The 13,053-nt window shown below is 56.8% G+C and carries 15 protein-coding genes; 5 read left to right on the top strand and 10 right to left on the bottom strand.

The genetic code is table 11. The features are described 5' to 3' along the window. The first annotated feature begins 47 nt into the window (after positions 1-47). Both coaD and BC777_RS01950 read left to right on the top strand, forming a co-directional pair. Positions 48-542, top strand: a complete 495-nt coding sequence (gene coaD / locus BC777_RS01945) for a pantetheine-phosphate adenylyltransferase (protein ID WP_100366481.1) — start codon at positions 48-50, stop codon at positions 540-542. After that, positions 539-1,306 carry an alpha/beta hydrolase gene (locus tag BC777_RS01950; protein WP_168769049.1) on the top strand — a complete coding sequence of 256 codons (768 nt, stop codon included), beginning with the start codon at positions 539-541 and terminating at the stop codon, positions 1,304-1,306. Before coaD ends, BC777_RS01950 begins: the two co-directional genes overlap by 4 nt. A gap of 54 nt (positions 1,307-1,360) precedes the next feature. Here BC777_RS01950 and BC777_RS19285 read toward each other — a convergent pair whose 3' ends face one another. From BC777_RS19285 to gap (BC777_RS01960), 4 genes are all read right to left on the bottom strand, one after another. Continuing rightward, positions 1,361-1,519: a hypothetical protein gene (locus BC777_RS19285; protein WP_168769050.1), complete on the bottom strand. Its 159-nt coding sequence runs from the start codon at positions 1,517-1,519 to the stop codon at positions 1,361-1,363. 179 nt (positions 1,520-1,698) lie between these two features. Further along, entirely contained in the window at positions 1,699-2,700 is a 1,002-nt protein-coding gene (gap, locus tag BC777_RS01955; protein WP_100366483.1) for a type I glyceraldehyde-3-phosphate dehydrogenase, read from the bottom strand. 71 nt (positions 2,701-2,771) lie between these two features. Beyond that, positions 2,772-2,915: a hypothetical protein gene (locus BC777_RS19290; protein ID WP_168769051.1), complete on the bottom strand. Its 144-nt coding sequence runs from the start codon at positions 2,913-2,915 to the stop codon at positions 2,772-2,774. A 69-nt stretch (positions 2,916-2,984) separates the two neighbouring features. Continuing rightward, positions 2,985-3,986, bottom strand: a complete 1,002-nt coding sequence (gene gap, locus BC777_RS01960; protein WP_100366484.1) for a type I glyceraldehyde-3-phosphate dehydrogenase — start codon at positions 3,984-3,986, stop codon at positions 2,985-2,987. Positions 3,987-4,204: 218 nt separating this feature from the next. On the opposite strand from gap (BC777_RS01960), the gene BC777_RS01965 reads away from it, so the two are divergent. Then, positions 4,205-4,999 (top strand): phytanoyl-CoA dioxygenase family protein, encoded by a 795-nt coding sequence (locus tag BC777_RS01965; protein WP_100366485.1) that lies wholly within the window; start codon positions 4,205-4,207, stop codon positions 4,997-4,999. A gap of 3 nt (positions 5,000-5,002) precedes the next feature. On the opposite strand, the gene BC777_RS01970 is transcribed toward BC777_RS01965, so the two are convergent. Continuing rightward, entirely contained in the window at positions 5,003-5,548 is a 546-nt protein-coding gene (locus BC777_RS01970; RefSeq protein WP_100366486.1) for a DUF4329 domain-containing protein, read from the bottom strand. Positions 5,549-5,566: 18 nt separating this feature from the next. Continuing rightward, positions 5,567-7,585, bottom strand: coding sequence for a transketolase (gene tkt, locus BC777_RS01975; protein WP_100366487.1), 2,019 nt, complete (start codon positions 7,583-7,585; stop codon positions 5,567-5,569). A gap of 260 nt (positions 7,586-7,845) precedes the next feature. On the opposite strand from tkt, the gene BC777_RS01980 reads away from it, so the two are divergent. Together BC777_RS01980 and BC777_RS01985 are read left to right on the top strand one after the other, a co-directional pair. Continuing rightward, positions 7,846-8,316 (top strand): hypothetical protein, encoded by a 471-nt coding sequence (locus BC777_RS01980; protein WP_100366488.1) that lies wholly within the window; start codon positions 7,846-7,848, stop codon positions 8,314-8,316. Further along, entirely contained in the window at positions 8,303-8,692 is a 390-nt protein-coding gene (locus BC777_RS01985) for a cell division protein ZapA (RefSeq protein ID WP_100366489.1), read from the top strand. The genes BC777_RS01980 and BC777_RS01985 overlap by 14 nt, the downstream gene beginning before the upstream one ends. 37 nt (positions 8,693-8,729) lie before the next feature. Here the strand turns inward: BC777_RS01985 and grxD are convergent, their stop codons facing one another. The 4 genes from grxD to BC777_RS02005 form a co-directional block, all read right to left on the bottom strand. Then, positions 8,730-9,089: a Grx4 family monothiol glutaredoxin gene (grxD, locus tag BC777_RS01990; protein WP_100366490.1), complete on the bottom strand. Its 360-nt coding sequence runs from the start codon at positions 9,087-9,089 to the stop codon at positions 8,730-8,732. Positions 9,090-9,206: 117 nt separating this feature from the next. Continuing rightward, complete coding sequence (locus BC777_RS01995; protein WP_100366491.1) at positions 9,207-9,443, bottom strand: BolA/IbaG family iron-sulfur metabolism protein; 237 nt, start codon at positions 9,441-9,443, stop codon at positions 9,207-9,209. Between the two features lie 117 nt (positions 9,444-9,560). Continuing rightward, positions 9,561-11,720 carry a phosphoribosylformylglycinamidine synthase subunit PurL gene (gene purL / locus BC777_RS02000; RefSeq protein WP_100366492.1) on the bottom strand — a complete coding sequence of 720 codons (2,160 nt, stop codon included), beginning with the start codon at positions 11,718-11,720 and terminating at the stop codon, positions 9,561-9,563. 335 nt (positions 11,721-12,055) lie between these two features. Then, positions 12,056-12,961 carry a LysR family transcriptional regulator gene (locus BC777_RS02005; protein ID WP_100366493.1) on the bottom strand — a complete coding sequence of 302 codons (906 nt, stop codon included), beginning with the start codon at positions 12,959-12,961 and terminating at the stop codon, positions 12,056-12,058. Positions 12,962-13,053: the final 92 nt, after the last annotated feature.

Genomic DNA, 13,053 nt, shown 5'->3' on the forward strand with positions numbered 1-13,053 from the left:
CAGAATATTGTTGCTTGCCGGCGACTTAATACACCATGAGGTTTGCCATGCGCGTAGGACTTTACCCCGGCACATTTGATCCGGTCACGCATGGGCATCTTGATATCATCAAGCGCGCCTGTTCGCTGGTTGACCGTCTGGTGATTGGTGTTGCGATCAACCGCGACAAGGGACCGCTATTTACGCTGGAAGAGCGTGTTGCGATGATCGAGACTGAAACCGCGCATCTGGGTGTTCAGACCGGGTGCGTTATTGTCGTGCATCCGTTTGAGAACCTGTTGATTGATTGCGCGCGTGATGTTGGGGCGTCTGTCATCATTCGCGGTCTGCGTGCGGTTGCTGATTTTGAGTATGAATATCAGATGGTTGGTATGAACCGTGTTTTAGATAACTCGATTGAAACTGTCTTTCTGATGGCCGAGGCCCAGCATCAGGCAATTGCATCTAAACTGGTGAAAGAGATCGCGCGCCTTGGGGGCGATGTGTCGAACTTCGTGACCCCAGCCGTGAACACCGCTTTAAAAGAGCGGTTTTCCGGTTGAATTGGCTCTGGATGCTGGTTGGCACTTATCTGCTCTATGCGACAGCGATGGTCGCGCTGCATCCGCGCATCATCTATCCCTTTGGCCCGGATGCTTTTGACAATCCTGCATTTCGCCAAGAGGTCGTGTCTGATCGCGATGTGGCGCTGGCTGTGGCTGAGGGGAATGATGATCTGGCGATTCTGTTTTTTATGGGAAACGGGGGCGCGCTGGCTTATTTCACCTATTCGTTGACAGTGCATCAGGACGCAAGCCGCACTGTGGTCGGGATGGAATATCCCGGTGGTGGGGGTATTCCCGGCAAGCCGTCAGAGATGAGATTGAAGGCGGACGCGCTGGCCGCCTATGATTGGCTGGCCGCCCAGCATGATGGGCCGATTGCGGTACATGGATTTTCGCTGGGCACCGGGTTGGCGATCCATGTTGCCGCGTCGCGCGAGGTTGAAGCGATTATGCTGGATGCGCCCTATACCACGCTTTGTGAACTGATGACCAAAGGATCATATCTGCCTGCATGCTATATGCCGGGCGTGCAAAAATGGCGGTCTGTGGATGATATCCCGGCCCTTTCTGCACCTGTTTTGATCCAGCATGGGGCTGCGGATCAGCTGATTCCGATCAACTATGGAGAACGATTGGCGTCGATAATGGAAGAGGCCGGTTTAACGGTGACATTTCACGCGATTGACGAGGCGACGCATAATAACCTGCCGGGTCAGCCGGGCTACGCCGATCGCATCAACGCCTTTCTGGCGGGGCTCTAAAATAGACAAAGCCGCCCCCGAAGGTGCGGCTGGTTTTCCAAACGGGCCGGTTGTTTAGCCGTAGATCACTTTCGATGCGATCTTGCCTGCGTCTTCGCGGAACATGCCAAGGTCGATGGCTGTTTGCAAAGGCATTGCTTCAAGTTCGTGCTTGAGGCGGCTATAGGCCACGCGTTTCTGGACGGCGGTGCGAACTGTGTTCAATACGGTCATTTGCGTACTCCTTTAAGTCATCGCTTTTCGTTTCGTAACTTACAAATAGCAATGCTGCAGCGCAGAACAACTGACAGTTAGCGCTAGCAGGTATGACGAAAATGCATGGCGAGGTATGCAATTTGCACAAAAAAAAGCCGGCCCAAAGGACCGGCTTTCAATTCTTGATAACGAGGGGCCTAGATCAGCTTGCCCATCGCGACCGCCGTATCAGCCATCCGGTTTGAGAAACCCCATTCATTGTCGTACCACGTCAGGATGCGCACCATATTGCCGTCCAGTACTTTGGTTTGGTCCATATGGAAAATTGACGAATGCGCATCATGGTTAAAGTCAGTGCTGACCATGGGCAGGTCGGTGTAGGCCAGAACCTCGGCCATGTCACCGTTGGCGGCGTCCATGATCGCCGCGTTGATTTCTTCCACGCTGGTATCGCGCGACGCCTCAAACGTCAGATCCACAACCGAGACATTGGGCGTGGGCACCCGGATCGCAACACCGTCGAGTTTGCCATTCAGTTCAGGCAGCACAAGGCCCACTGCTTTGGCCGCACCTGTTGAGGTCGGGATCATGGACAGGGCCGCAGCGCGTGCGCGGTAGAGATCCTTGTGCATTGTATCCAGCGTCGGTTGATCGCCTGTATAGCTGTGGATCGTGGTCATAAAGCCCTTTGTGATGCCAACCGCATCATTCAGAACCTTCGCCACAGGGGACAGGCAGTTGGTCGTGCAGGATGCGTTGGACACGATGATGTCGTCGCTGGTTAAAACATGATCGTTTACGCCGTAAACGATTGTCTTATCCGCGTCTTTGCCGGGGGCAGAGATCAACACGCGGCTGGAGCCGTTATCAAGATGTGCCTGGCAGGCCTCTTTGCTGGTGAAGATGCCAGTGCATTCCAGAACGATGTCAACATCGGCCCATGGCAGATCTGCGGGATTGCGGATTGCCGTAACCTTGATCGGTCCGCGACCAACGTCGATTGTATCTTCGGTGGTGCTGACCGGACCGGGGAAACGCCCATGCACACTGTCGAAACGCAGCAGGTGTGCGTTGGTCTCAACCGGCCCAAGATCGTTGATGGCCAGAACCTCGATATCAGTCCGACCACTTTCGATGATCGCGCGAAGCACATTGCGGCCGATGCGGCCAAATCCGTTAATAGCTACTTTGACGGCCATGGTAATCTCCTCAGGGTCAATGTTGGCGCTAACATTGCAATTTATACAGAAAGGTCAACCGTTGATCGTGTTTAGCGCCAGAAGGCTATCCATTCAATTAACGCTGTCAGCTTGCGCATCAAAAAGACGGTATTCGCCCAATCATATTGGACATAATCGACGGCAAAAAGGGCCGCGATGATAACCCCGATGATTACAGCAAGCGTATTGGTCATGCCACGGGTCTAGCGGGCGCTGACCGAAATGGCAAAGCCTGCATGCGCGGTGCTGCATGTCGCCAAACTCTAGTGCAAGCGTCCCATCGTTGCCGCCACATCAGCCATACGCGCCGAAAAGCCCCACTCATTGTCGTACCAAGCGAGTACGCGCACTGTCTTGCCGCCCACGACTTTGGTCTGGTCGGGTGCGAAGATGGAACTTTCGGTGGTGTGGTTGAAGTCGATGCTGACCTTTGCTTCATCATCATAAGACATGACCATGCCCATATAACCTGCCGCGGCTTCGGCCACGACGGCGTTGACGTCTGCGACCGTGACGGATTTTCCTGCCTCGAACGTCAGATCCACCGCGCTGACATTAGGGGTAGGGACCCGCATGGCAGTACCGTCGAGTTTGCCTGCCAATTCAGGCAGAACTTCGCCCAACGCTTTGGCGGCGCCCGTTGATGTGGGGATCATGGCCATAGCGGCGGCACGCGCGCGGTAAAGGTCGCTATGCCTGCGGTCCAGCGTGGGTTGATCGCCCGTGTAGCTGTGGATCGTTGTCATGATACCACGCTCAATCCCCATCGCGTCGTTGAGGACCTTGGCAAGAGGGGCGAGGCAGTTCGTTGTGCAGGACCCGTTTGAGACCATCCGTTCTGTCGCGATGAGGTCGCGATGGTTCACACCGTAGACGACGGTGCGATCAACGTTCTTGGCCGGGGCCGAGATGAGAACCTTTTTAGCGCCGCGGTTGAGGTGCACGTCAGACGTCAGACCGTCGTTGAATTTGCCGGTGCATTCCAGCACAACATCAACACCGTCCCAATCCAGTTCGTCAGGCTCATAGGTGGACATCACATCAATTGGACCACGCCCCAGATCAAGCGTGTTGCCGTTGACTATAACCGGATTGCCAAAACGCCCATGCACACTGTCGTATTTCAGCAAATGCGCGTTGGTTTCAATCGGGCCGGTCGCATTGATTTTGACCACCTGCACGTCGTTGCGTGCCGCTTCCGTGATATGCGCCAAGGTGCAGCGCCCGATACGTCCAAACCCGTTGATCCCGATGGTGACAGTCATGGCGGCAGTCCTTTGGTGCGGGTTGCTGATTGTCGGTCGTATACCGGTGTATGCTGGGCGATCCAATGGAAAAAGTGTTTTGGGTCAATATGTTAACGATAACATCCCGTGTTAGCGATAACGTTATTGCAACCGGAAGACCCGTTACCGCAAACAGTTTTCCGCTCTGTCGAATCGATGCTGCTCTTTGTAGGGTTTGCCTGAGGAAAGGGGCCACCATGCATCCACTGATCACCCAAGACCATATCGACACCTATCAGCGCGACGGCGTCGTTTTGGTCAAAGGCCTGTTTGCCGATTGGGTGGATGCGCTGCGCGATGGGGTGGCCACCAACATGGCGGAACCGGGGCCTTACGCCGCTGAGAATCTGCACGACGACGAAGCGGGTCGCTTTTTCGACGACTATTGCAACTGGAACCGGATTGCCCAGTTCGAAGATGCGGCGAGCCGATCACCCGCAGCAGAGGTCGCTGCGGATTTGATGGGGTCGCAGACCTGTCAGCTGTTTCATGATCACGTGCTGGTCAAAGAGCCGGGCACCTCAAAGCCCACGCCATGGCATCAGGACAGTCCCTACTACTTTGTCGAAGGCGATCAGACGGTCAGCTTTTGGTCACCGCTTGATCCAGTGCGTGAAGCATCGCTGCGCTGTGTGAAAGGTTCGCATATGTGGCCCCGTGCTGTGCTGCCAACGCGGTGGTTGTCCGAGACGGATTTTTATCCTGATAGCCACGATTTCATGCCAGTCCCTGATCCAGATGTAGAAGGGATGGAGATTGTTGAATATGAGATGGAGCCGGGCGATGCGGTCGCCTTTCACTATCGCATCCTGCATGGCGCAAGGGGCAATGAGGCGACGGCCCGTAGGCGCGCGTTTTCGCTGCGGCTTTTGGGGGATGACGCACGCTACGCGGAGCGTCCGGGACCGACATCACCACCGTTTCCGGGGCATGGCATGGTGCCGGGGCAGAAGCTGCGGGACGATTGGTTTCCAATGCTTTTTACGCGCTAGGCGCTATTCAAACCGCGCTTCCAGCTCTTCTAGCGTAAAGGTTTGCGGAATGAACCCTGCATCATCCGGGTCGTTGTTGGGGTCGGAGGTCACACAGAGGGCCGCACAAAGCTGCCGCGCGATTTGCGCGTCGTGGTCAACCAGCCACACCCGCCCGCCCGGCGTGCTGATGTAGCCATCAATGCCTGCATCAAAATCGCCTGCGACGTCGTCAACCGAAGGCACTTCGTTGTCATACTCGTCAGAGAAGCTGCCGTGCGTGTGGTAAGACGCAATGACGCTGGGAAAGGGTTGCGGCAGGTCGCAGTACGCCGCGCGACCGGGCCGCGGTTCGGTGGCGAATAACTGGCCAGAGGGGGCTGCATAGATATAACCGCAGTATTCGCGCCCTTCTGCAATAGAGCTTGGTTGCAGGTCATTCAGAACTTGCGTCGCGAAAACATCAACATCATCGGTTTGCGCGATGATGGGCCGGCCTTGGTCAGTGCAGCTGACAAGATCAACAAGGCCGATGGCGGCCACGACAGCGCCAATTTTCAGATATGTCATTGTCGTGGCCTTTATCGCTTACTTAATCAGAGATTTGACCTTATCGGCCGTATCCTGCGCGGTGATCCCGAACTCTTGATAAAGCCGGTCTGCCGGGGCAGAGGCGCCAAAGCCATGCATCCCGATGAAACCTGACTTTTCGCGCTTGCCGCGTTCGCCAAACAACCAGCGGTCCCAGCCGAAGCGGATGCCTGCTTCGATCGCGACGCGTACAGGGCCGCCGGGTAGCACGCGCTTGCGGTAGGCTTCGTCCTGTTCCTCGAAGATTTCCCAACATGGCATGGACACGACACGTGTGCCGATGCCCTCGGCCTGCAGCAAATCGCGTGCTTCCATCGCGATGCTGACTTCGGATCCGGTAGCCATGAGGATCGCCTGACGCTTGCCTTCGGCATCGGCCAGAACATAGGCACCTTGGGCAACCATATTTTTGTTCTTATGCTCGGTCCGCACGGTGGGCAGGCCCTGACGGGTCAGTGCCAAAACACTGGGTGTTTTCTGTGAGGTCAGCGCCAATTCCCAGGCTTCGGCGGTCTCGACCGTATCAGCAGGGCGGAAGACGTTCATGTTTGGCGTGGCCCGCAGCATGGCAAGGTGTTCAATCGGCTGGTGTGTTGGCCCGTCTTCGCCAAGGCCGATGCTGTCATGGGTCATGACGTATGTTGTGGGAATGCCCATCAGCGCAGACAGGCGCATGGCACCGCGTGCGTAATCGGTAAAGCACATGAATGTGCCGCCATAGGGCCGTGCACCGCCGTGCAGCGCCATGCCGTTCATTGCAGCGGCCATCCCATGTTCGCGCACACCGTAGTAGATGTAGCGCCCCTTGCGTGTGTCGGGGTGGAAGACGCCCATATCTTTGGTCAGCGTGTTGTTTGATCCTGTCAGATCAGCGGACCCACCGATGGTTTCCTGCATAATCGGGTTGATCACTTCGAGCGTCATCTCGGACGATTTGCGCGTGGCAACCTTGGGGGCGCCTTCGCTGATCTGCTTTTTCAGCGCACGGATCGTGGCAGAAAGGCGTTTGGGTGCTTCGCCAGCGTAGGTGCGGTTGAATTCAGCCTGTTTGCTGGCCGATAGCGTATTGAAGCGGTCATGCCATTCCTTATGGGCGGTCGCACCACGGGCGCCAATCGCGGCCCATTGTTCGCGGACCTCAGCTGACACCTCAAAATCGCCCAAAGGTGCGCCGTAAGCCTCTTTCGCGGCGCGCAATTGGTCGGCGTCGGTCAGTGCGCCATGACCTTTGGATGTATCCTGTGCGGCGTGACCTAAGGCGATATGGGTCTTGCAGGCGATCATGGATGGTTTGCCGGCCTTCTTGGCGGCTGTGATGGCGGCGTCAATCGCCTCTGGATCGTGGCCATCGATCTCCTGCACATGCCAGCCTGATGCCTTGAAACGCATCGGCTGATCGGTGATATCGGCGATATCAACCGTGCCATCAATGGTGATGTTGTTGTTGTCCCAGAACACGATGAGGTTGGACAGTTTTTGCATACCTGCCAGGGCGATGGCCTCTTGGCTGACGCCCTCCATCAGGCAACCGTCACCGGCCATCACGTATGTATAGTGGTCGATGATCTTTTTGCCCCAAGTGGCGCGTTGAATTTCCTCGGCGATGGCGAAGCCGACGGAATTGGTGATGCCCTGACCTAGCGGGCCTGTCGTCGTCTCAATTCCGCGCGCGTGGCCGAACTCTGGGTGGCCCGCGGTGCGCGCGCCCCATTGGCGGAAATCCTTGATCTGTTCCAGCGGCATGTCTTCGTAGCCGGTGAGGTACATCAGCGCGTAAAGTAGCATGGAGCCGTGACCGGCAGACAGGATGAACCGGTCGCGGTCAGGCCAATAGGGGGCCTTGGGATCAAAACGCAGGTGTTTTTCGAACAGAACCGTCGCCACATCGGCCATGCCCATGGGCATGCCGGAGTGGCCAGAGTTGGCTGCTGCAACCGCATCCAGTGTCAAAGTGCGGATGGCTGTCGCTTTCATCCAATGGTCAGGGTGGGCGGTGCGCAGGGCTGCAATATCCAAGGTAATCAGGTCCTATCTACGAAAGGTGAATAACGGGCTCGGGAGCGTCATAACAGGCACGCCCCCAAGATCAAGCGCGAGGGCTAAGTTACTCATATTCTTGGGAGCCGCCGGTTTGCGAGGAGGCGGGGGATGGCTTACGCTGGAATCAAAGAGGCACGATTCGGCGCACTGCAGCCCGCCGTTGGGACAAAAAATGCGGTGTACCGCACAGGTTAAGGCACAGACGGGGGGCCATCATGCCCCGAAAGGAAGAGCGGATGAGTGACATTAGTACATTGGAAGGCCGCATCACAGCGGCGCTGGACCGGATCAGGCAGGGGGTAGATACGCTGGAGTGGCAAACTGTTGCCGATCCGGAACTCAAGGCATCACTTGAGCAAGAGCGTGCCCAGAACGCTGAACTGGTGGAGCGTGTGCGGCTGCTTAAGGAGCGGCAGGATACGCAGGTGGCCAAGCTGACCCAGCGTACTGAGGCGCAGAACAAGCAACTGATGGCGCTGGATGAGGAATTGCAACGGTTACGCGCATCCAATGCGCAACTGCGCGATATGAATGCGCAACTGCGCGAGACGGTGACAACGGGTTTAGCCCCTGAATTGCATGAAACCGCCCTGATTGCCGAAATGGAAGCGCTGCATGCGCAGCGGTCGTCAGATGCAGCTGAGATTGATGCCATTTTGGACGTGCTCAAACCCCTGATCGAGGAGACATCCCATGCCGCAGGTTGAGATCGCAATTGGTGGACGCACCTTTGAAGTGGCTTGTCAGGAAGGCGAAGAACATTTTTTGCATTCCGCAGCGGCCATGCTGGATACCGAAGCCGCGCATCTGGCCGACCAGATCGGGCGGGTGCCAGAGGCGCGAATGCTTTTGATGGCGGGTTTGATGCTGGCTGATAAGACAGCCGGACTGGAAGACCGTGTGCGCGAACTGGAGACAGAAGCGGCCAAAATACGCGCGGATATGGAAACTATGGAAAGCCAGCCTGCGCCAGAACCAATGCGCGTGGAGGTGCCAGTGGTTCCAACGGCAGTCACGGATGCTTTGGCCGAGATTGCCGCGCGGGCCGAAGCGCTGGCCGATCAGGTCGAAGCGCGCCAGTAAAATGGCGGGTGGGGGGCCCCGCCGCCAATAACTGTATTTAGGCGTTGGCTTCGCGGATTTTGTCTGCGGCGTCTTGGTCGAAGGTCACCCCGTTCTCTGCAAAGAGGGTGTCCAACTCGCCTGAGAGTGTCATCTCGGTGATGATATCGCAGCCGCCGACAAATTCGCCTTTCACATAAAGCTGCGGGATGGTGGGCCAATCCGAGTAGTCCTTGATGCCTTGGCGGATCTCATCATCTGCCAGCACGTTTACGTCGTTGAAATCGACGCCCATGAAATTCAGCACACCTGCCACGCGGGAGGAAAAGCCACATTGTGGCATGCTTTTGGTGCCTTTCATGAACAGGACAACGTCGTTGCTGGTGACGGTTTCTTTGATTTGGTCTTGAGCGGTCATTTTTTGTCTCCGTCGCTGGCGGTGCATTTTCGCCAATAGTAGATTAATAGTCCGGGCGCTCCGATGATGAGGAATGCACCAAAGAGGATGGCGCGTATACATACGCGCCAAGTTTGTTCATTCAGGTGCCTTGGTCGTCAAACCGAGCGCGTGCAGTTCGCCATTGTTCCCGTCCATCTTGCCTTTCAAAGCCGCATAGACGGCACGTTGTTGTTGGAGGCGGTTCTTGCCCCGAAAGCTTTCGTCGATGACCTCTGCGGCAAAATGCGCCCCATCGTCGCCCTGGACGTTGATTGTCGCATCTGGAAAGGCTTCGCGCAGCAGCGTCTCGATTTCGTGGGCGGTGATCGGCATTGGTGGTCCTTTTGATCAGTTGCTCTTAACCTAGGGGCGGTGGTGCCGGTGGACAAGTGTGGATGCCTCCGGCGGGAGTTTTTGGGCCAAGATGAAGTGAGGGTCTATCCATTTGCCCTAGGCAACAGCACGTTCAAAGGCTGTCCGGAAGCTGTGGCTGAGGTCGGACAGCGGTGCGCTTTGGCTGCCGAAGGTGACGTCGCCGCCGCCTGCTTTGCCCACCGTTGTCAGCGTGACGCCTGCCTGATTGGCAGCGATCATTAATGCCTCTGCCTGATCGAAATTGCAGGCGATGAGGTAGCGTGCCTGATCTTCGCCAAAGAGCGTGGGCGTGTCTTCGATATCAAGGGTGACACCAACGCCAGCAGTCTCGGCCAATTCAAACGCAGCCAAGGCGAGGCCGCCATCGGCAAGGTCAGTGCAGGCTTTGATATGGGCGTGGTTGGCGCGGATGAAGTCGCCGTGCGCTTTCTCTGCGGCAAGGTCAACGGGCGGTGCGTCGCCTTCTGCCCGGTCATAGACTTCGGCGAGCAAGGCGGATTGGCCAAGGTGGCCCGTTGTTTCGCCCAAAAGCAGCAGGAGGTGACCTTCGCGCAGGTCGCCTGTGATCATGTGATCGGGGTGGTTGATGATGCCGACGGCGCCGATTGTCGGGGTTGGCAAGATGCCTTTGCCGTCGGTTTCATTATAGAGCGAGACGTTGCCGGAGACGATCGGCATGTCGAGTGCCGCGACCGCTTCACCGATCCCTTGGATGGCACCGACGAATTGCCCCATGATGCGCGGCTTTTCCGGGTTGCCGAAGTTCATGTTGTCTGTTGTGGCAAGTGGGGTGGCACCGACAGCTGTGAGGTTGCGGTAGGCTTCGGCTACCGCTTGCTTGCCGCCCTCAACAGGGTTGGCTTTGACATAGCGCGGGGTGACGTCGCTGGTGAAGGCGAGTGCCTTGTCCGTACCGTGCACGCGTACAATGCCTGAGCCTGCGCCGGGGGTGCGGGCTGTATCGCCCATCACCTGTTGGTCGTATTGTTCATAGACCCATTGTTTACCTGCATAGTTGGGGCTGTCGATCAGGGCACGCAAACCGTCGATAGGGTGAACGCCGGTGACGTCGCCCAAAGGTGCGGCGGCAGGTATTGGTTCCCATGGTCTGTCATATTCGGGGGCAGAGCCTGAGAGTGTGGCCAGCGGCAGGTCGGCCATGACTTTACCGTTATGTTCGACGATGAAGCGGTCTTCGGCGATGGTTTCGCCGACGATGGCAAAATCGAGGTCCCACTTTTCGAATACGGCGCGGGCTTCTGCTTCAAGTTCGGGTTTGAGCACCATGAGCATGCGTTCCTGGCTTTCCGACAGCATCATCTCATAGGCGGTCATATTGTCTTCGCGTTGGGGAACAGCGTTGAGGTTGAGTTTGACGCCGAGGCCCCCTTTATCACCCATTTCGACCGCGGAGCAGGTCAGCCCAGCGGCTCCCATATCCTGAATCGAAATGACCGCACCTGTTGCCATAAGTTCGAGTGTTGCTTCCATCAGGCGTTTTTCGGTGAATGGGTCACCGACTTGGACGGTGGGGCGTTTTTCTTCGATCGTGTCGTCGAATTCGGCGGAGGCCATCGTGGCGCCGCCCACGCCGTCGCGGCCCGTTTTGGCCCCTAGGTAGACGACTGGCATGCCGATGCCGGAGGCGGCGGAATAGAAGATCTTGTCCGCATCGGCGAGGCCTGCCGCGAAAGCGTTCACAAGGCAGTTGCCGTTGTAGGCCGGATCAAAACGGACTTCACCGCCGACGGTGGGGACACCAAAGCAGTTGCCGTAGCCGCCGACGCCTGCGACGACGCCATTGACCAATTGCCGCGTTTTTGGGTGATCCGGTGCGCCAAAACTCAGCGAGTTCATCGCAGCGATGGGGCGTGCGCCCATGGTAAAGACATCGCGCAGGATACCACCGACGCCAGTGGCCGCACCCTGATAGGGCTCAATATAGCTGGGGTGGTTGTGGCTCTCCATTTTAAAGACAACCGCTTGCCCGTCGCCGATATCGACAACGCCCGCATTTTCACCGGGGCCGCAGATCACCTGCGGGCCTGTCGTGGGCAGGGTGCGCAGCCATTTTTTGGATGACTTGTAGGAACAGTGCTCGTTCCACATGGCTGAAAAAATGCCAAGCTCGGTAAAGCTGGGGTCACGTCCGATGATCTCAAGAATGCGCTGATATTCATCAGGCGATAGCCCGTGGGCTGCGATCAGCTCTTCGGTGATGGTTGGCTCTTGCATCTTTATCCCCCGCTGCGAGTCGCGCGTGTTTTACGGGGTTGCGTGCATAAGGGAAAGGGACGTCCGCAATCGTCTGACCTGATGCCTATAGGGGACGTTTGGTGAGATGCAGGACGGTGATAGTTGCGACCCCAAAAAAAAGCCGGGCGCGAAGCCCGGCGTAGTCCAACAGGGAGGTGAAGATGATAAGCTGTTAGGCATCACCACCTTCACGGTTTGAGATAGTGCGCGTATTTTGACCATTCAAGAAAAATAGTGAGACGATCTTGCAAGGCCGCTATGTGTCTGGCGCATGGCTGAAGTATTGTCTCATTTCCTGTAATGGAATGAGGTGTTTAGCTTGCAGCACTTTCCCGCATCTTGCGCCGATGGGCGAAAATTTCGTCCTGCACGAAGTCGCGAAAGGCGCTGATCCGTTTGGATTGTCGCAATTCTTCGGGGTAAGCGAGGAACACAGGGACTTCGCCACTTTCCAGATCGGGCAGGACACGTACCAGATCAGGGAAGTCTTCGGTAACATAGTCGGGCAGCACACCGATGCCGATATTGTTGAGTACCCCTTGCAGCACGCCGAAATAGTTGTTCACCGTGAATGTGTTTGGAATATCGGCAGTCATCAGATGTTGAAGCAATGTGGCACCTGCGGCCACCTGAATGGAATTCAGGCTTTGCCCGATCAGACGGTGGTCGGACATATCTGATAATTCGGTCGGAGTGCCGTTCTGTTCCAGATAGGATTGGGTCGCATAAAGCCGCATGCGGACGGACATCAGCCGTTTGCGGATGAGATCGGCCTGTGATGGCTCCTTCATGCGGATCGCCACATCCGCCTCGCGCATCGGCAGGTCAAGTACCCGCTCTTCAAGCATGAGGTCGATTTTGAGATCAGGGTAGAGTTCATACAGCTTGGGCAGGCGTGGAGCGAGCCAAAGCGTGCCGAACCCGGTTGTTGTTGTGACCCGGAGTTCACCAAACACTTCCTCCTCGCTGTCGCGGATACGGGCGGAGGCGGCCTCGAGCCTTTTGTTCATGGATTTGGTGGCGTCAAACAGCAACTCACCCTGTTCGGTCAGGATCAGTCCGCGTGCGTGGCGGTGAAACAGGGTGGTGTTAAGTGATTCTTCGAGCGCGCGAATTTGCCTGCTGACCGCCGATTGCGACAAATGCAGTGTGTCACCTGCGTGAGTCAGCGACCCCGCGTCCGCAACCGCGTGAAATATTCTTAGCTTATCCCAGTCCATAGGTCCCTGTTCGCGCGATTGTTATCGTTATCATTTCACGAACATTACGCGGATATGTGGTTTTGATGCAAACATGATGCGGAATTATTTTC

Origin of the sequence: Yoonia maricola (genome assembly GCF_002797915.1) — a bacterium.
GTDB classification, from domain to species: domain Bacteria; phylum Pseudomonadota; class Alphaproteobacteria; order Rhodobacterales; family Rhodobacteraceae; genus Yoonia; species Yoonia maricola.

What these genes read in the sequence shown, in the direction of transcription:
- coaD (WP_100366481.1), top strand. Translation starts at nt 48, where the DNA reads ATGCGCGTAGGACTTTACCCCGGCACATTTGATCCGGTCACGCATGGG.
- BC777_RS19285 (WP_168769050.1), bottom strand. Translation starts at nt 1,519, where the DNA reads ATGACCGTATTGAACACAGTTCGCACCGCCGTCCAGAAACGCGTGGCC.
- gap (WP_100366483.1), bottom strand. Translation starts at nt 2,700, where the DNA reads ATGGCCGTCAAAGTAGCTATTAACGGATTTGGCCGCATCGGCCGCAAT.
- BC777_RS19290 (WP_168769051.1), bottom strand. Translation starts at nt 2,915, where the DNA reads ATGACCAATACGCTTGCTGTAATCATCGGGGTTATCATCGCGGCCCTT.
- gap (WP_100366484.1), bottom strand. Translation starts at nt 3,986, where the DNA reads ATGACTGTCACCATCGGGATCAACGGGTTTGGACGTATCGGGCGCTGC.
- BC777_RS01965 (WP_100366485.1), top strand. Translation starts at nt 4,205, where the DNA reads ATGCATCCACTGATCACCCAAGACCATATCGACACCTATCAGCGCGAC.
- BC777_RS01970 (WP_100366486.1), bottom strand. Translation starts at nt 5,548, where the DNA reads ATGACATATCTGAAAATTGGCGCTGTCGTGGCCGCCATCGGCCTTGTT.
- BC777_RS01980 (WP_100366488.1), top strand. Translation starts at nt 7,846, where the DNA reads ATGAGTGACATTAGTACATTGGAAGGCCGCATCACAGCGGCGCTGGAC.
- BC777_RS01985 (WP_100366489.1), top strand. Translation starts at nt 8,303, where the DNA reads ATGCCGCAGGTTGAGATCGCAATTGGTGGACGCACCTTTGAAGTGGCT.
- grxD (WP_100366490.1), bottom strand. Translation starts at nt 9,089, where the DNA reads ATGACCGCTCAAGACCAAATCAAAGAAACCGTCACCAGCAACGACGTT.
- BC777_RS01995 (WP_100366491.1), bottom strand. Translation starts at nt 9,443, where the DNA reads ATGCCGATCACCGCCCACGAAATCGAGACGCTGCTGCGCGAAGCCTTT.
- purL (WP_100366492.1), bottom strand. Translation starts at nt 11,720, where the DNA reads ATGCAAGAGCCAACCATCACCGAAGAGCTGATCGCAGCCCACGGGCTA.
- BC777_RS02005 (WP_100366493.1), bottom strand. Translation starts at nt 12,961, where the DNA reads ATGGACTGGGATAAGCTAAGAATATTTCACGCGGTTGCGGACGCGGGG.